We start from the raw sequence: 17,290 nt of genomic DNA on the forward strand, positions 1-17,290 counted from the left end.
TAATAGGAATAGTAATTTAGAAATGATGAGGTGTAACCGGTAATGAAGGATAAGAAACGTCTTTATGTGCTGGCTGGGGTGGTAGTGGCTGCTGCTGTGGCAGCTGGCGGTTATCTGTGGAATGGTTCGCAGCCGGCGCAGAATGCGCAGGTGGAGCACAGCACTGCCACATCGGCGGAGCAGGCTAAGGAGCCGCAGGCTGTGAGCGATGAGAAGGCCAAGGCCGAGGAGGCAGCGGCCAAGAAGCAGAACCTGCCGGCCAAGGATGTTGTCGCGATGACGTTTGAGGGCACGAAAACCTACATTGTCGCAGGCTCAGTGACCGGGACAAAGACGGGAACGCAGTGGACCGCATCGCTTCGCCATGGTGAGGCTGGCAAGTTGTCTAAGGTCGAGTTCAAGCAGGATGGGGCAAAGCTTATGACGCGCAACGACGATGGCCCATGGCGTCCGGTCGACGAGATGGACCGCTCGATCTTCAACAAAATCCAGGAAATTGTAGGCAAATAGGAAAAAAATCAAAAAAGTTTCATTTTAGGTGTTGACAAGTCATACCCTTATCCGTATAATAATATTTGTCGCTGAGAGATACGGCGGCAAAATGAAAACGGCCCGGTAGTTTAGTTGGTTAGAATGCCGCCCTGTCACGGCGGAGGTCAGGGGTTCAAGTCCCCTTCGGGTCGCCATTATGCGGAAATAGCTCAGTGGTAGAGCACCACCTTGCCAAGGTGGGGGTCGCGAGTTCGAGCCTCGTTTTCCGCTCCATTTTTTCGGCGACATAGCCAAGTGGTAAGGCCGAGGACTGCAAATCCTCTATCCTCAGTTCGATTCTGAGTGTCGCCTCCAATTTTATATCTGATGCGGAAATAGCTCAGTGGTAGAGCACCACCTTGCCAAGGTGGGGGTCGCGAGTTCGAGCCTCGTTTTCCGCTCCATTTTTTTTGGCGACATAGCCAAGTGGTAAGGCCGAGGACTGCAAATCCTCTATCCTCAGTTCGATTCTGAGTGTCGCCTCCAAAATAAATGAGCAGGTCTGAAAGAGAATCTTTCAGGCTTTTTTATTGCCAGAAAAAGATTTCAAATAATTGTAAATTATCATATAATAGATGTAGCGAAGTTTATCTGTGCGGTAAAGGAGGCAGGATTATGAAAAAGCGAATGATTGCGGCAGGGCTGCTGGCAGGCTTATGCACTGTATTTGTGCCAAGTGCCGTGGACAGCCCTTGGCAGATGACGGCCAGTGCTTGCGAGGAGGGGCAGGAGGCAAGGACTCCGTTTTGCCTGCCGCTGGCGTATTCATCCGAGGTCGTGACCGAAACGCTTAGGGACAAACAGGATGGCAAGCTGATGATTGAAGCAAAGACGTATGCCGTGACGCTTTCGGGAAAATATGCAGAGTATTATCCGCAGCTGCAGCAGACGCTTACGCGTATCTCCAAGGAGAAAAAATCACAGTTGCATAAGCTGCTGCGGAACTGGAAACAGGATTTCCAATCCATCTATGAACAGCGCAAGCAAGCGATGCCAGCTGATACGAGCACGCCGTTTTCTTACGAGAATAGCTTCATGGGGCTGCGGGCTGACTCGCATGTTTTCAGTTTTGCCAGCAGTGCGTACAGTTACTTCGGCGGGGCGCATCCAACACTCTATTACGACGCAGTGACAATTGATACGCGCACGGGCAAGGTTTTGAAGCTTACGGATGTTTTGCAGAAAACAGCAGGCTTTGCCGCTGTCATTGCCGATGAAGCCATCGCCCAGCAGGAGTATCGCGATCAATTGCCGGAGCGCAGCGAATCGATCCGGCTGATCCAGGAGATGATAGACAGTGATTCCTTGGTGTTTGGCCTCGACAATGACGGCATGAAGGTGTACTTTGGCAATTATGCCCTCGGCAGCTATGCAATGGGGACTATGGTGGTCACTGTGCCATATAAGACACATGCGGAGTTCTTCTGCCCGCAATACGTCTTTACCGGAATCATGGCGAAGGGGTAACAGGTACGCGGCAAATAGGATAGAGACGATAAGCCGGAACGGCAGAATGGATGCGTTTCGGCTTTTTTGTGCCCTTTTCATTCTGGGAGAGAACTGATATAATTAAATATTGTTTTATTAATGATATGAGGAGTTGTTCGCCAATGGCTAATGAACCGTCCCGGATTACGGATAATCTGCTGAATGTCTATAATTATTGTTTCGTGGAGACCGTTCCCTATGCGTTCTTCAAGCCGAATCCGGAGCGGGATATTCCGGTAAAGCTTGTCGACAAGGAATATCATTGTGAGGCCTGTGGCAAGGTGACGAATGTCAGATACAACCCGCGCCCGCTGACGTATTTTTCCAAGGGGAAACTGGCGCAGCAGCGGCGCGTATATGATGCGCTGGGCAAGGAGTTCCCGTTTATGGGGCAGCTTACGGCGGGCACGCCGTTCACCAATGAGGCAGTCGGGCTCTGCTGTGCCTGCGCGGCCAAGCAAGTCCTGACGGGGGAGACGCCTGAGCAGCAGGTGGTGAACCTTTCCGAGCAGCTGCATCGGGCCGATGAGCTCGTCGTGGCCAAGGCCCGGGCGGCAATGGAGAAGTCCTTGACGGATTGGCTGGACAAGGTGGAGAAGCCGGAGGCGTTCCTGCAGTACGATCTGACGGATTTTGCGGCACTGCGTGACTTCATCTGTGCAGTCATGCTGGAGGACACCGCAGCGGAAGCGGCAATCCTGCGCGAGTACCGCGAGGAGATCGCGGCCATCGAGGCGAAACTGCAGCAGCTGCTCGAGGGGCTGCCGGAGGAGTGGAAGGCCTATGCGGCCCGTTCGACGGCGGTATTCGAGTCGATGAATGACAAGATGTACCACGAATACACGGTGGTGTTCCCCGCACCGGGGCAGCTGCCGGAGGACTACTATATCTATCGGAATATCGAGAAGAAGCGCGTGCTGATGTTCCTGGAACAGCCGCGGGTCGAGACCCTCGACGAGCTGCTTATGGAGGTCGGATTCCATGGCGAGTGGATCGATTTGGTGACCAAGCGGCTGGAAGCGTTTGCAAGCGAAGAAGAGTAAGGAGAAGTTTAGCTACATGAAGAAGGCTTTTATTGGCGTCTATGGATGCCAGATGAATATCAGTGATGCGGAGCGCATGGAGGGCCAGCTGCGGACCATCGGCTATGAGCGCGTGGCAGAGATGGAGGGGGCAGACCTCATCCTCCTGAACACCTGCTGCGTGCGTGAGACGGCTGAGGACAAGGTCTATGGCAAGATCGGCGAAATCAAGCATTTGAAGCGGGCCAATCCGGACCTGATCTTCGGCATCACGGGCTGCATGGCCCAGAAGGAGAGTGACGGGCTCATCAAGCGCGCCCCGCACATTGACTTTGTGCTTGGTACCAATAAGGTCCATGAACTGACACATGTTGTACAGGAAATCGAGCGGGAGCGCGGTCATATCGTCGATACGCAGCTGGGCGAGACAGAGCTTCCCGACGATGTGCCGGTGGCCCGCGGGGGCAAGTTCTCGGCCTGGGTACCTATCATGTACGGCTGCAATAATTTCTGCACCTACTGCATCGTTCCCTATGTGCGCGGCCGTGAGCGCAGCCGTCTGCCCGAAGATGTCGTGCAGGAAGTCCGTGAGGCCGTGGCCCAGGGCTATAAGGAAGTCACGCTCTTGGGCCAGAATGTCAATTCCTATGGTAAGGACCATAAGCAGGCCGACTTTGCCGATCTCTTGAAAATGGTCGACGAGGTGCCGGGGATCGAGCGCGTGCGCTTTATGACGTCGCATCCGAAGGATTTGAGCGATAAGGTCATTGCGGTAATTCGCGACGGCGAGCATATCTGCGAGCACATCCATCTGCCGGTACAGTATGGCAGCAACAAGCTGCTCAAAGCGATGAACCGCGTGTATACGGTGGAAAGCTATAAGGATTTGGTGCGCCGCATCCGTCAGGAGATTCCGAATGCTTCGTTGACTACAGACCTTATCGTTGGCTTCCCGGGTGAGACTGAGGAAGATTTTGCCGAGATGCTCGCGTTCCTCAAGGAAATCCGCTATGATTCGGCTTATACGTTCATCTACTCGAAGCGTTCGGGGACGCCGGCCGCGACGATGGAAAATCAGGTGGACGACAAGGTCAAGCATCAGCGCCTCGAACAGCTGATGGCCCTGCAGAATGAAATCAGCCTCGAAATCAATCAGGGGCTCCAGGACAAGGTGCTGGAAGTCATGGTCGAGGGGCCGAGCAAGAACGATGCGGACACTTGGACGGGCCGCACGCGCACGAATAAGATCGTACTGTTTGCTCATGGTGATGAGCAGGAGGGCGATTTCATCAATGTCAAGATTACACAGCCGCAAACCTGGGTATTGAAGGGCGAGCGGGTTTAATAGACCGGAGGTATATCCATGGAACTTACGCCGATGATGCAGCAGTATCTGGCTACGAAGGAGCAGAATCCCGGAAGTATCTTGTTCTTCCGCTTGGGCGATTTTTACGAGATGTTTTTTGATGATGCCCGGATTGTCTCCAAGGAGCTGGGGCTGACCCTTACAAGCCGCAGCGGCAATAAAGATAAAGCGCCGATGTGCGGCGTACCGTATCATGCGGCGGAGACCTATATCAATAAGCTCGTGGGCCGTGGTTATAAGGTGGCGATTGCTGAGCAGATTGGCGACCCGAAGGCCAAGGGCCTCACGAAGCGCGAAATCATCAAGATCATCACGCCGGGCACGGTGCTCTCCGAGTCGGCGCTCAAAGATGCGCAGAACAACTACATCGCGCTGGTCTACGAAAAAAATGAGGACATCGTGCTGGCCGGTGCTGACATCTCGACGGGTGAGTGTTTCTATGGCATCTACACGGGGGGCAACCGCCTGCAGATGCTCTTGGATGAGCTCTACCGCCTTGCGATGCCGGAGCTCTTGGTCGTCGGCAAGCCGTCCTTTATGGACGCGCTTAAGGAGTTTACTGATTTACGGTTGCCGAATTGTTCGTATACGCTGCGCGAGGAGATTTCGCGCGCCGTTGACGACCGCATCATCCAGCATTTCGATGCGGCGACGCGGCCCGATAATCAGGAGGCCCGGGAGGCTGTCGCAACGCTTCTGGACTACCTTCATGAAACGGTCATGACGGATCTTACCCATCTGAACAAGCTCACCTATCTTGATGCGTCAGAGAATCTCGTTATCGATACGTATACGCTGCGCAATCTCGAAATCACGCGCAATCTGCGTGATGGCGGCAAGAAGGATACGCTCCTTGATGTGCTCGACTTCACCGAGACGGCCATGGGCAGCCGTCTGCTCAAAAAATGGCTGGAGTATCCGCTGTTGAATGTATTGCCGATAAACCGCCGTCTCGATGCGGTCGAGGAACTCACGCAGGATTTTGCCCTGCGCGGCGGCCTGCGGGCAGATTGCAAGGAAATCCACGATTTCGAGCGGCTGCTCACGCGCATTGAGGTCGGCACGGCCAATGCCCGCGACCTTATCGCGCTGAAGATTTCACTCATGTGCCTGCCGGGCATCCAGCAGCATATGGCAAATGTCAAGTCGCAGGTGCTTACCGAGTGCAAGGCGGGCATTCAGTCCTTTGATGCGCTCGTGGACCTTTTGCAGCGATCGATTGTCGAGGAGCCGGGCATTTCGCTGCGCGAGGGTGGCATCATCAAATCCGGCTACAATGCCGAGCTTGACGAATACCGCCGCATTGCCCATGACAGCAAGGCCATGCTGCAGGAAATCGAGGAGCGCGAAAAGGAAGCGACGGGCATCAAGTCGCTGAAGATTGGCTACAACAAGGTCTTCGGCTACTATATCGAGGTGCGCCACAGCGGCACCGACCTCGTGCCCGACCGCTACATTCGCAAGCAGACTCTGGCCAATGCCGAGCGCTATATCACCGAGGAGCTCAAGGAATTTGAGACGAAAATCCTCGGTGCACAGGAAAAAATCGTGCAGATTGAGTACAATCTGTTCACCGAAGTCCGCGAGACCATCAAGGGCCAGCTGACGGAAATCCAGGCTACGGCTCACGAGATTGCGATTGTCGATGTGCTCACGAGCCTTGCGGAGGCGGCAAGTACCCATAACTATGTGCGCCCGCGCATGACAAATGATGGCGCCATCGACATAAAGGACGGCCGCCATCCGCTGGTGGAGCGCATCTTGACGCGGGATCTCTTCGTGCCGAACGATACGCGGCTCAACCATAACGATTGCGAAATCATGCTGATTACGGGCCCGAACATGGCCGGTAAGTCTACTTACATGCGGCAGGTGGCGCTGCTGACATTGATGGCACAGATCGGCAGCTTTATCCCCGCGCGCGAGGCAGCGATTTCGCCCGTTGACCGCATCTTTACGCGCATCGGGGCCAGCGATGACCTCGTCAGCGGCCAGAGTACGTTCATGGTCGAGATGAATGAGGTGGCGCAGATCCTGAAATATGCGACCAAGGACAGCCTCGTGATTCTCGATGAGATCGGCCGCGGCACCAGTACTTTTGACGGCATGAGCATTGCCCGCGCCGTCATCGAGCATATCGAAAGCAAGGTCCATGCCAAGACGCTGTTTGCCACCCATTACCATGAGCTTACGGACCTCGAGGACGATAAGGTCAAGAATTTCTGTGTGGCCGTCAAGGAGCGCGGCACGCAGGTGGCGTTCCTGCGCCGCATTGTCGCAGGTTCAGCCGATAAGTCGTACGGCATCCATGTCGCGCGGCTGGCGGGACTTCCCAAGGCCGTGACGAAACGGGCGGAAGACATCCTGGCTGCCCTGGAATCTGAGCAGGGCGCTGAAGCAGCTGCCGCCGTGGCACAGGTCGCAAAACCTTCGTCAAAGGCTGCCGAACCAGATGATATGATGGGCTCGCTGTTTGCGAGCAGCTTGAGCGACACTTTGCTGTCGCTGGACGTTATGACGATGACGCCCTTAGAGGCGATGAATGAACTTTACAAACTGCAGGAGCAGGCAAAGAGGGAGGCTGGACAGGCATGAGTCTTATCCATGTTTTGGACGATAACACCATCAACAAGATTGCTGCCGGTGAGGTGGTAGAACGGCCGGCGTCGGTCATCAAAGAGCTGATAGAAAATGCTATGGATGCTGGCGCAAACCGTATTGAAGTCGAGATCATGGCCGGCGGCACCAGCTTCATGCGCGTTACCGATAACGGCAAGGGCATGAGTATGGAGGATGCAAAACTTGCCATCCTTCGCCATGCGACGAGTAAGATTCGCGAAGTCGGTGATCTCAATACCATCGGCACGCTGGGCTTTCGCGGCGAGGCCCTGCCGACGATTGCCTCGGTCTCGCGCTTTACGATGCTCACGCGTCAAAAGGGCGATGACCTCGGCACGCGTGTCGATATCAGCGGCGGCAAGACGCCCGATATCATCGAGACCGGCTGTGGTCTAGGCACGACCATCAAGGTAGAGGATTTATTTTTCAACACGCCGGCCCGCAAGAAATTCCTCAAGACGAACCACACCGAGGGTTCGAAAATCAACGACTTTATCGTAAAACTCGCTTTGTCGCGGCCCGATATCGAGTTCCATTTCATCAACAACAACAAGGTATCGATTGTGACGCCAGGCAATGACAATCTGTTTGATACGATACAGGCCATCTATGGCGCAAATGTCGCCGATTCGCTATTGGCATTGAGCCTGGAAAGTGAAGAAGTCAAAATCAGCGGCTATATCACGAAACCGTCGCTGCTCAAGAGTAGCCGCGGCTGGCAAACCTATATCGTCAATGGGCGCATCATCCAGAACCGGGCGATTGCCAAGGCCATCGACAACGCCTATAAGTCCTTGATCCCGAAAAGCGGCTTCCCGCTGGCGGTGCTGAAGATCGAGGTGCCGCAGCGCACGATTGACGTCAACGTCCATCCGCAGAAGAGCGAGATGAAATTCGAGGACGAGGGGCTTATCTTCAAGGCCGTTTACAAGGCGGTGCTTGACGCCATCCGTCCGGCGTCGGATCGCGGGCTTGGCGAAGTTGCAGCGGTTGTCGAAAAGCCGCGGCCCAACTATACGATGGAGCCGATGCACTTCGTGCCGGCAACGGAACCAGTACGGCAGGTTTCGGCAGACCGCAGCCATGACAGTGCGCCGCGCACGATTTACGAGGCCGTGCACCGGCCAGCCAGCCAGCCGTCGATTGGCTTTGCCGATGCCCAGGCCGAGCTCCGGCAGGCGCGGCAGACCCATTATCCGGCGCCAGAGCCCCAGGAAAGGGTGGCAGAAGGTGCCAAGGACTTTGGCGCAGCTGACCAGTCAACATTGACAAGTCAAATTGACAAGTCAAATCTGACAAGTCAAGCTGACTGGTCAGATTCCGGGCAGGGTGGGGCGGCTGCGCCGCAGTCTGACTGCGAGGCGCAGGCCTTGCTCGATGCCGAGGGTACGATTATCCCCATAGGTCAGGTTGACCTTACCTATATCATCGCGCAGGACGCCAAGGGACTCTACCTTATCGACCAGCATGCGGCCCATGAGCGCATCTTGTTCGATAAATTGTCGGCTATGGCTGATGGGATTCCTTCGCAGCAGCTTTTGGTGCATCAGCTGCTGACTTTTGACCGCAAGGAAGCCGCCCTCGTCGAGGAGAATAAGGAGCTTTTTGCAAAGCTCGGTTTCCATATGGAGCCGGCAGGGGATTTGGATTACCGCCTCATGGAAGTGCCGGCTGATGTGCCGGTCAGCGAGGCCGAGGATATCATCCGCGAAATCCTTACGGGACTTAACGAGATGCACGAGACGACGGCCAAGGAAATCCGCCAGCACTGCCTGGCGACGACGGCCTGTCGGGCGGCTATCAAGGCCGGCGAGGAACTCAATCTGCGGCAGATGCAGATTCTCCTGGAGGAGCTTTCGCATACGCCGTTTCCGTATACTTGTCCCCATGGCCGGCCGACAATCTTGAAATTTTCCAGCGAGGATTTAGCCAAGATGTTCAAGCGGACAGGGTTTGGCTTTTGATAAAGGGAGAGATTATGACAGATAACCAACTTGCAGCGGCGGTTACGACGGCGCGTAAATGGAACGATGAGACGATCGCGCTGGCCAAGGCAACGGCGGATAAGCTCGGCATTGCCTACGCACCGCGCCAGCGGCTCTCGGTCGATGAGGTGCGTGAACGCTATCATGTGGATTTCGTGCTCGTGGCCAAGCAGGATCTTCTGGTGCTCGATACGCCCCAGGGAGAGCTGTTCTTCCATCCAAACATGGCCCATCTGCGGCTCAAGAATATCCGCAAGGGCGATGGCGACCGCATGGCTGAAGCCATGGACCTAAAGCCAGGCATGTCGGTGCTTGACGGCACGTTAGGGTTTGGTGCTGACGCGATTGTCGCCAGCTTCGTCGTCGGTCCTGAGGGCAGTGTCACAGGACTGGAATCGCAGCCGCTTATCGAGGCCGTCGTGAGCCGCGGGCTGGCGCATTTTGAAGGCGATACCTGGCGCATCATCGAAGCCATGCGCCGCGTCAAGACCGTCTGCACGGATTCGCTGGACTATCTGAAACGCCAGCCCGACAAGTCGGTTGATGTGGTTTACTTCGATCCGATGTTCCGCCATCCGCTGCTGGACAGCGCGAGCCTCACGCCGCTGCGCACCGTGGCCAATCACGCGGCGCTTAGCCCCGAGCATATCGAAGAGGCGCGCCGCGTGGCTCGTCACCGCGTCGTGTTCAAGGAAAACGCCCGCAGCGGCGAATTTGCGCGGCTCGGCTTCACGCGCATCGAAGGCGGCAAATACAGCAAAGTGCATTACGGCGTCATGGCGCTGGATGAAGAATAAGTCAGCATAAAACGGCTGTCCACAGGACTTACTTGTGGGCAGCCGTTTTTTACATGGTGATGAGCACGCGGTATATCGTATAGAAACAAGTGAAGTATAGTAGCGTGAAGATGATGCGCTTGATGATGTGCACGGGAAAGAAACGGAAGGTCAGCTGTCCGAGCAGGATGCCGCAAGCCAGGCCTGGCAACAGATAGATAAATTCGTGCAGGCAGGGGGTAAGGCTTACGCCACCAAGTGCAAACGTCGCAAGCGAGACCAGATTGGAGAAGAAAAAGAAACCGATGGAGGTGGCACGCAGCTCGCGGGCGGTCATTGCAGTGCTTGCCAGATACATGGCCACGGGCGGCCCCGCCATACCTGTCGTCATGGCCATGATGCCGGCGGCTATGCCTGTGCGGATGGTGTTGCGCGGACAGATACGGATCTGCTGCTGCCTGAGCTGCATGATGGCAAGCGAGACAAGAACCACGCAGCTGATGAGGATTTTGAGGTAATGGGCGGGAATGGCTGCATAGATCTGGTAGCCGAGCGGTTGTCCGATAACAGCGCCTAAGAGCAGCCAGCCGATGACTTTCCATTGGCATTCGCGATGCAGCAGGATGGTCTGGGCGATGTTGCCGCAGGTGGCCAGCAGGATCATGATGGGGATGACAAGCTTGGGATCGTAGAAGAACATCAAAAGCGGCGCTGCGACGATGACAAGACCGAACCCTGTGATGGATTGCAGGAAAGCTGCGAGAAAGACGCAGAAAAGTGGCGCGATATGCAGTGAAAGGCTTATAAGATAGGTCTCCATAAAATCTACACCTGCCTTGTTGTGCGTAATATATCTTCATTATACTACAGAATATGGAATCTTTTTGACTTATCAGATTCAATGAGAGTATAATGGGACTAAAGTTACAGTAATTATTTGCGGTTTTTCGTGTCTTTCTGTGTAATTCTTTCGCCAGGAGGATTTCGATGTTGAAGTTCAAATCTATGCAATCTCGTTTGACGACAATATTTATCGGTATATCGTTCTTTACCATGCTTTTTTTAGGCAGCTGCGGTATTTATGGTGCTGTGCAGGAAAACAACCGTCTGATTGCGGAATTCCGCAAGGATATGGAAGAAAATGCCCAGCTGCAGCTTGAGTGGCAGACGCACTCGGCGCTGAGTGTCATCGAAAACTGCTATCAGGCGCAGGTGCGCGGCGAGCTTACACAGGAAGAGGCCATGCAGCGTGCGGCCGACCTCGTACGCAATATGCGCTACGACAACGGCAAGGGATATTTTACCATCGATACGGATCAAGGAAAAAATGTCGTGCTGCTGGGCACAGAGGCCGAGGGCAAGCTGCGCATCGATGCCAAAGATCCCGAGGGGCGCTACTTCATCCGCGAGATGATCCATCAGGCTAAGCTCGGTGGCGGCTTTTCTGATTTCATGTTCCCGAAGCCCGGTTTTTCGGAGCCCTTGCCTAAACGCTATTACACGCTGGAGTTTGCGCCGTATCATTGGGTGATTGGCACGGGAATCTGGCTTGATCAGATTGACCGTCGCGTAGCCCTGCGTGAGAAGGCTTTTGTCCAGAATATGAAGGAGCAGGTCATCCGCACGCTCACGGGCCTCCTCCTGCTGGAAATCCTGTTTGTGCTGCTGGCCATCTTTGTCGGGCGGCGGCTGGCCTATCCGATCATGGTGGCAACGAAGCGCATGCGGGAACTCGGCAATGGCAAGCTTAGGATGGACAGCCAGACCGAGGCAGAGATGGAGGCGCTTGCCAAGCGCGACGATGAGTTCGGTGCCATGAGCCGCGCCATGAATGAGATGAATCAGAAGCTCTACGACAATCAGCAGCTCATCTTGCGCATGGCCCAGCGGGATGCCTTGACAGGCCTTGCCAATCGCCGTCATTTCACGGAGTTCATCCAGAAGTGTTCAGACGATACCATGTTCACGCTGATTTCACTCGATCTCGATCACTTCAAGGAGGTCAACGACAATTTTGGCCATCAGACAGGCGACGCGGCACTTCTGATCCTGGCTGAGGTCTTGAAGAGCCAGTTCGCCGATGCCTTGAATGTCCGCATGGGCGGCGATGAATTCCTCGTGGTGCTCACGGGGCGGGTAGACCATGGGACCCTCGAAGGGCGGCTGCAGGCCTTCATGCGCCAGCTGATCGCTGTCTACCAGCTGGATGAGGGTCTGCAGGGCTTGACCGTGAGTGCGGGCATTGCCTATGCAGAGGACCGGCCGGTGCCCATCGAGGTGCTCATGAGCCACAGCGATGAAGCCCTCTATGAGGCCAAGGCCTGTGGCCGTTCCTGCTACCGCGTCTATCAGGAGGAAAAGAGCCAAGAGGATACTGTTGGCTAATGGCTTATAAAACGAATCCCCGTTGACAAGAACGTCAACGGGGATTTTTATGGAATAAAACAATTTACTTTAGCGAGGCACCTTCCACGACAATCTGCAAAGCCCAGCGGGCGGCGTCGTAGAGGTCTTTTTCTGCGATGTATTCTTCCTTGGTGTGGCAGTTTTCCATGCCGACGGCAAGGACGACGGTCGGTACTCCATAGGTGTTGAAGTGGTTGGCATCGGAGCCGCCGCCGGATTCTTCAAGCTGCACCGGGAAACCGAGTTTTTGGGCAGCCTGGCTGGCAAGCTTTATGGCGGGGCAGTCCTTAGCGAGCTCGTAGGGGCCGTAGTCCGGACTTACCTCGGCGGTGATCTGGCAGCCCGTGGCGGCTGCCCCTTGGGTGAAGTGGTCGATGATATCCTGCGTGATCTTGTCGAGCTTGGCCTTGTTGCGGCTGCGGCTCTCGTAGTAGATGTCACAGGTATCGGCAACGACGTTGGTGGCACTGCCGCCGGCAATCCTGCCCACGTTGCAGGTGGTCTCCTCGTCGATGCGGCCCTGGGGGGCATCGGCCAGCAGCTTGCCCGCGGCGATGATGGCATTGTTGCCAGATTCTGGCGCAACACCGGCATGCGCGGCCTTGCCCTGGATATGGATATGCAGCTGGTTCTTGCCCGGGGCCATGAAGGTCATGCAGCCCGGATGGTTATGGGTGTCGAGGGTGTAGCCAAAATCGGCATGCAACAGGCTGGTGTCAAGATTCTGGGAACCGTGGACACCATTTTCCTCGGCAATCGTAAAGACAATCTGCAAGGGGCCATGCGGCAGGTTTTGCTCGCGCAGCTGGCGCAAAGTTTCAAGGATGGCCGTGACGCCGGCTTTGTCATCGCCGCCGAGGATTGTCGTGCCATCGGAACGGATGATGCCGTTTTCGCGAATCGGATGCACGCCGCCACAGGGCTCGACGCAGTCCATATGGGCGGTCAGCATGATAGTCGGTAAATCGTTGTGCGCCGCATCCGAAGCTGGGAAATCAGCTACGAGATTGCCGCAATTACCGCCGAGTTTTTCGCCAGCGTTATCCTCATGGACGATGCCGCCGAGCGCTGTCAGGCGTTTGGTTAAAATATCGCCGATTTCGCGTTCGTTGCGGGTAGAGCAGCGGACTTGCACGAGTTCGAGGAATTCGTCAAGTACGCGGGCTTCATTGATCAGGTCAGACATGAAAAAGACTTCCTTTCTAAGAGAAACTGCCTTAGAGCAGGATCATCAGCACAATGGCAGCGGCCAGGCAGGGCAGTGCATTGCGTTTGGATACTTCAATCGGATTTACATGGGCAAGGCCGGCGCAGATGATAGCGGCACCGGCAACCGGGGACATGGAGCGGCCCATAGCACCGGCAATCTGGGCCAGTGAACCAAGATCCATGATGCTCATGCCGAACTGCTCAGCATATGGCGTTACCGCACCATTGAAGGCAAAGGCAGCGGCATCGCCCGAGCCGGAGATGACGGCGATGAAGAAGGGGCCAAATGTACCAGCGGCAGCAGCAATCGACTCTGAGCCTTTCATGAGATCGGTGAGCGCTCCCGTAAGGCCGATGGCTGTCATGCCTGTCGTGAATACGCTGGCGCAGACAATAAGGCCGATGACATCGCTATACGCACTGCCCATACCTTTGAAGAAATTGCGGCAGACTTCCTGCGCATCCGACCAGGTGACGATAAGGCCGAGCGCCACGCCGATAAGCATCGACAGCGGCACACTGATTTCCGGCAGCACAGCAACCTGTTTCGAGCCGAGGATCAACAGGAACAGCGGGACAATCGGAACGAGAGCACGCAGCGGATTGACCTTGAAGGTGCTCAGCTGCAGGTGCTCTTCGGCAGCGATTTTCTGCTGATATGCCTTGCTGCGTTCGGCAGAGGCGCCTTCGTGGAAGAAGAAGGCATAGGCCGTCATGACGGCGATGCAGGCAATCGATGCGGCAATCGATGCCGGGGTCTCATTGAGGATGACAGTCATCATATCGGTGCCGGCAAGGTCGGCTACGAATGGGTTATGGGCGTTGCCCGGGCTGATGGCACTGCCCCAGGTACCGGCAAGCACCGTGGCAGCAGCCATGGCAGGATGGACACCAGCTGCGATAAGTGTCGGGATCAGGATACTGCCGACGGCAGCCGAGCAGCCAGAAGCTGAGGGAATCGCGAGACTGATCCACCAGGTCAGCAGGAACGACAGCGGCACGAGCAGGGCGCGGCCGCGCTTGAGGATACCCGATATGGACTGGACGAGGTGCTGGTCGCACTGCGTGAGTTTCATGACATAGGAGAAACCCATGACCGTACAGATCGTCGGTACCAGCGAGTTATTGACCATGGCCTTCGTAAAGGCTTTCATGACATCTCCAGGCAAACCGCCAATCAGACACATGATGAGACCGGCGCTGAACAGCACCAGACGGGCTTCGTACTTTTTGACGATGAGTACGAAGGTGAGAATTACCAGAATACCTCCAGCAATCAACATAATAAAACCTCCAAACAATAATAGTTTTTTGACAAGTCAATTATACATTAATAATATTTATCCAACAATACCACAGGATAATATCTATGCGCTTGATTCGTGGACATATGCTTGCGGGATTATGTAATAGTGTAATGCTGTTCTGCTTTTTCGGTTGCAATATCTTAGCCGTGATGCTAAAATAGAAAAGAATGATTTGATCGGATAAGCGTTATAAACTTTTTTTATTTTTTGTTCGGACGATAATTGCTTCATACGCAATAGGATATAAATTAAATAGTTGGAGGTGTATTTTTTGGCTAAAGGAGCACAAAAACTACAGATTATTCCTCTGGGTGGACTAGGGGAAATTGGTAAGAACATGACGGTTATTCGCGTGGATGACGAAATCCTCGTGATTGACTCGGGCCTGATGTTCCCGGAAGAGGATATGCTGGGTATCGATCTTGTTATCCCGGATATCAGCTACCTGCTGGAGAATCGTGAGAAAATCAAGGCGATTGTCCTGACGCATGGCCATGAGGATCACATCGGCGCGCTGCCGTATGTTCTCAAACAGATCAATGTACCGGTCTATGGTACGCGTTTGACGTTGGGCATCCTTGAGGGACGTCTCAAGGAAAATGGCGTTGATTCGAGTAATCTGCATTCCGTTATGCAGGGCGATATCATCAATGTCGGCTGCTTCAGCGTTGGTTTCATTCGTGTCAATCATTCAATTCCCGATGCTGTGGGACTGTCCATCAAGACGCCGGTCGGCATGATTGTCCACACGGGCGACTTCAAGCTTGACTACACGCCAATCGATGGCAAGATGACGGACTTCCGCCGTTTCTCGGATCTTGGCAACAAGGGTGTCCTGGTCATGATGGCGGATTCGACGAATTCCGAGCGCGCAGGCCATACGCCGAGCGAGAGCACGGTAGGTGCTTCGTTTGACAAGGCGTTCCACAATGCCCGCGGCCGCATCATCGTCGCGACCTTCTCATCGAATGTCCATCGCATCCAGCAGGTCATCGATACGGCTGTGCGCTATAAGCGCCGGGTTGCCGTATTGGGCCGCAGCATGGTCAATGTCGTCAATATCTCGCTGGAGCTTGGCTATATCACATGCCCCGAGGGGACGCTCATCGATATCGATGAAATCAATAACTTCCGCGCAGAGCAGCTTGTCATCGTGACGACGGGCAGCCAGGGTGAGCCGATGTCGGCGCTGACGCGTATGGCGATGTCGGACCATCGCAAGGTCACGATTGCGCCGAACGATACGGTCATCATCTCGGCTACGCCGATCCCGGGCAACGAAAAGCTCGTTTCCAAGACGATCGACAATCTGCTGCGTCTGGGTGCGAACGTGGTCTATGGCCGCGATAAGGGCGTCCATGTATCGGGCCATGCGAGCCAGGAAGAGCTCAAGCTCATGCACAACCTCGTGCGGCCGAAGTTCTTCATTCCGGTCCATGGCGAGTACCACCATCTCGTCCAGCATGCGAAGCTCGCGCAGGAGCTGGGCATGCCCAAGGACCATATCTTCATGGGCGAGAACGGTACGATCTTCGAGTTCACGCGCGACAAGGGTACGGTGGCTGGCAAGGTGACGGCTGGCATGGTCATGGTCGATGGACTGGGCGTCGGCGATGTTGGCAACATCGTCCTGCGTGACCGCCGTCAGCTGTCCCAGGACGGCATCCTGATCGTCGTTGTCACTATGGATAAGGCCAGCAATACGGTCGTGGCCGGCCCCGATATCGTCTCCCGCGGCTTTGTCTATGTCCGCGAGTCGGAGGCGCTGATGGATGAGGCCAGAGCCCGCGTCGAGCAGGCCCTCGACCGCTGTGAGGACGAAGGCGTCAAGGAGTGGGCCGCTATCAAGTCCAATGTCCGCGATGCGCTTGGCCGCTATCTCTTCGAGAAGACGCGCCGCCGTCCGATGATCCTGCCGATCATCATGGAAATCTAAAGTATCTGCCGCAAGGTAGCTCGTGCATAAGAAAAGGCTGCGAGAAGATTGCATTATCTTCTCGCAGCCTTTTTCGTATCTCGGGTGAAAGGCAGATCAAAGGTGGATATTGCGGCGCAGGACAGGCAGCAGGAGCAGCGCTGCGCCCGAGTTGATGAGACCTTCGAGGAACAGGCCCGGAGCAGAGGCGAGGCCGGCGCTGAGACTGGCGTAGAGCAGGGCACCGAACAGCGTGTAGCCGGCGGTCATCCAGAGGCTGGCAAGCAGGAAGGCTATGGCTGTGCGCGGGATGCTGCTGTCCTTCTGTGCCAGTTTCAGGACAAGATAGCCCATGACGAATTTTATCAGCAGCGTCGGCAGGATCCAAAGGGCAAAGCCACCGAGCAGGTCAGAGAGGGCCGAGCCCAGGCAGGCGGCCAGGAGTGCCGGGCGGCTGGGCAGCAGCAGCACCAGCAGGAAGATGGCGGCATCGCCGAGGTGGGCATAGCCGAGGGGAATCGGGATGCGCGGCACGAAGGTCGCGAGGAAGACGACGGCCGTCATGACGGCTGCCAGGCAGAGCTCACGTGCACTCCAGTGTGTCTTTCCGGTGCGGATCGTTTGTACGGATATGGTGTTCATCGACATAAACTTCAACCTCTTTCT

At 55.4% G+C, this 17,290-nt stretch carries 13 protein-coding genes and 5 tRNA genes; 14 read left to right on the forward strand and 4 right to left on the reverse strand.

The window, feature by feature from the left end:
* The first annotated feature begins 42 nt into the window (after positions 1 to 42).
* The 12 genes from FZ041_RS06880 to FZ041_RS06935 all read left to right on the forward strand — a co-directional run bounded on the left by FZ041_RS06880 (position 43) and on the right by FZ041_RS06935 (position 9,808).
* The gene (locus FZ041_RS06880) at positions 43 to 510 is read left to right on the forward strand and encodes a hypothetical protein (protein WP_149189044.1); all 468 of its coding nucleotides are present in this window, start codon (positions 43 to 45) and stop codon (positions 508 to 510) included.
* 99 nt (positions 511 to 609) lie between these two features.
* Positions 610 to 686, forward strand: a tRNA-Asp gene (locus tag FZ041_RS06885).
* A 4-nt stretch (positions 687 to 690) separates the two neighbouring features.
* A tRNA-Gly gene (locus FZ041_RS06890) sits at positions 691 to 765 on the forward strand.
* Positions 766 to 772: 7 nt separating this feature from the next.
* Positions 773 to 846, forward strand: a tRNA-Cys gene (locus FZ041_RS06895).
* A 14-nt stretch (positions 847 to 860) separates the two neighbouring features.
* A tRNA-Gly gene (locus tag FZ041_RS06900) sits at positions 861 to 935 on the forward strand.
* A gap of 8 nt (positions 936 to 943) precedes the next feature.
* Positions 944 to 1,017, forward strand: a tRNA-Cys gene (locus FZ041_RS06905).
* Between the two features lie 129 nt (positions 1,018 to 1,146).
* On the forward strand, positions 1,147 to 1,998 hold the full coding sequence (locus FZ041_RS06910; protein ID WP_173372680.1) for an RsiV family protein: 852 nt from the start codon (positions 1,147 to 1,149) through the stop codon (positions 1,996 to 1,998).
* Positions 1,999 to 2,141: 143 nt separating this feature from the next.
* Positions 2,142 to 3,062, forward strand: coding sequence for a hypothetical protein (locus tag FZ041_RS06915; RefSeq protein ID WP_149189046.1), 921 nt, complete (start codon positions 2,142 to 2,144; stop codon positions 3,060 to 3,062).
* 16 nt (positions 3,063 to 3,078) lie between these two features.
* Positions 3,079 to 4,386 (forward strand): tRNA (N6-isopentenyl adenosine(37)-C2)-methylthiotransferase MiaB, encoded by a 1,308-nt coding sequence (gene miaB / locus FZ041_RS06920; RefSeq protein WP_149189047.1) that lies wholly within the window; start codon positions 3,079 to 3,081, stop codon positions 4,384 to 4,386.
* A gap of 18 nt (positions 4,387 to 4,404) precedes the next feature.
* Positions 4,405 to 7,002, forward strand: a complete 2,598-nt coding sequence (mutS, locus tag FZ041_RS06925; protein WP_149189048.1) for a DNA mismatch repair protein MutS — start codon at positions 4,405 to 4,407, stop codon at positions 7,000 to 7,002.
* Positions 6,999 to 8,990 (forward strand): DNA mismatch repair endonuclease MutL, encoded by a 1,992-nt coding sequence (gene mutL / locus FZ041_RS06930; RefSeq protein ID WP_149189049.1) that lies wholly within the window; start codon positions 6,999 to 7,001, stop codon positions 8,988 to 8,990. The genes mutS and mutL overlap by 4 nt, the downstream gene beginning before the upstream one ends.
* Positions 8,991 to 9,004: 14 nt before the next feature.
* Positions 9,005 to 9,808, forward strand: coding sequence for a class I SAM-dependent methyltransferase (locus tag FZ041_RS06935; protein ID WP_149189050.1), 804 nt, complete (start codon positions 9,005 to 9,007; stop codon positions 9,806 to 9,808).
* A gap of 49 nt (positions 9,809 to 9,857) precedes the next feature.
* Here FZ041_RS06935 and FZ041_RS06940 read toward each other — a convergent pair whose 3' ends face one another.
* Complete coding sequence (locus tag FZ041_RS06940; protein ID WP_149189051.1) at positions 9,858 to 10,607, reverse strand: sulfite exporter TauE/SafE family protein; 750 nt, start codon at positions 10,605 to 10,607, stop codon at positions 9,858 to 9,860.
* 167 nt (positions 10,608 to 10,774) lie between these two features.
* Here FZ041_RS06940 and FZ041_RS06945 point away from each other — a divergent pair, with 167 nt between their 5' ends.
* On the forward strand, positions 10,775 to 12,172 hold the full coding sequence (locus tag FZ041_RS06945; protein WP_149189052.1) for a cache domain-containing protein: 1,398 nt from the start codon (positions 10,775 to 10,777) through the stop codon (positions 12,170 to 12,172).
* Positions 12,173 to 12,236: 64 nt separating this feature from the next.
* Here FZ041_RS06945 and FZ041_RS06950 read toward each other — a convergent pair whose 3' ends face one another.
* Positions 12,237 to 13,370: a M20/M25/M40 family metallo-hydrolase gene (locus FZ041_RS06950; RefSeq protein WP_149189107.1), complete on the reverse strand. Its 1,134-nt coding sequence runs from the start codon at positions 13,368 to 13,370 to the stop codon at positions 12,237 to 12,239.
* A 40-nt stretch (positions 13,371 to 13,410) separates the two neighbouring features.
* Positions 13,411 to 14,685: a C4-dicarboxylate transporter DcuC gene (gene dcuC / locus FZ041_RS06955; protein ID WP_149189053.1), complete on the reverse strand. Its 1,275-nt coding sequence runs from the start codon at positions 14,683 to 14,685 to the stop codon at positions 13,411 to 13,413.
* Between the two features lie 361 nt (positions 14,686 to 15,046).
* Here dcuC and FZ041_RS06960 point away from each other — a divergent pair, with 361 nt between their 5' ends.
* The gene (locus FZ041_RS06960; protein ID WP_255449286.1) at positions 15,047 to 16,645 is read left to right on the forward strand and encodes a ribonuclease J; all 1,599 of its coding nucleotides are present in this window, start codon (positions 15,047 to 15,049) and stop codon (positions 16,643 to 16,645) included.
* 96 nt (positions 16,646 to 16,741) lie between these two features.
* Here FZ041_RS06960 and FZ041_RS06965 read toward each other — a convergent pair whose 3' ends face one another.
* Complete coding sequence (locus FZ041_RS06965; RefSeq protein ID WP_255449287.1) at positions 16,742 to 17,272, reverse strand: ECF transporter S component; 531 nt, start codon at positions 17,270 to 17,272, stop codon at positions 16,742 to 16,744.
* Between the last annotated feature and the right edge of the window lie 18 nt (positions 17,273 to 17,290).

The organism is Pseudoselenomonas caprae (assembly GCF_008271345.1).
Lineage (GTDB): Bacteria > Bacillota > Negativicutes > Selenomonadales > Selenomonadaceae > Selenomonas_A > Selenomonas_A caprae.

Bases quoted from the DNA above. Each gene is read 5' to 3' on its own strand.
- FZ041_RS06880 (WP_149189044.1), top strand. From the start codon at position 43: ATGAAGGATAAGAAACGTCTTTATGTGCTGGCTGGGGTGGTAGTGGCT.
- FZ041_RS06910 (WP_173372680.1), top strand. From the start codon at position 1,147: ATGAAAAAGCGAATGATTGCGGCAGGGCTGCTGGCAGGCTTATGCACT.
- FZ041_RS06915 (WP_149189046.1), top strand. From the start codon at position 2,142: ATGGCTAATGAACCGTCCCGGATTACGGATAATCTGCTGAATGTCTAT.
- miaB (WP_149189047.1), top strand. From the start codon at position 3,079: ATGAAGAAGGCTTTTATTGGCGTCTATGGATGCCAGATGAATATCAGT.
- mutS (WP_149189048.1), top strand. From the start codon at position 4,405: ATGGAACTTACGCCGATGATGCAGCAGTATCTGGCTACGAAGGAGCAG.
- mutL (WP_149189049.1), top strand. From the start codon at position 6,999: ATGAGTCTTATCCATGTTTTGGACGATAACACCATCAACAAGATTGCT.
- FZ041_RS06935 (WP_149189050.1), top strand. From the start codon at position 9,005: ATGACAGATAACCAACTTGCAGCGGCGGTTACGACGGCGCGTAAATGG.
- FZ041_RS06940 (WP_149189051.1), bottom strand. From the start codon at position 10,607: ATGGAGACCTATCTTATAAGCCTTTCACTGCATATCGCGCCACTTTTC.
- FZ041_RS06945 (WP_149189052.1), top strand. From the start codon at position 10,775: ATGTTGAAGTTCAAATCTATGCAATCTCGTTTGACGACAATATTTATC.
- dcuC (WP_149189053.1), bottom strand. From the start codon at position 14,685: ATGTTGATTGCTGGAGGTATTCTGGTAATTCTCACCTTCGTACTCATC.
- FZ041_RS06960 (WP_255449286.1), top strand. From the start codon at position 15,047: ATGACGGTTATTCGCGTGGATGACGAAATCCTCGTGATTGACTCGGGC.
- FZ041_RS06965 (WP_255449287.1), bottom strand. From the start codon at position 17,272: ATGTCGATGAACACCATATCCGTACAAACGATCCGCACCGGAAAGACA.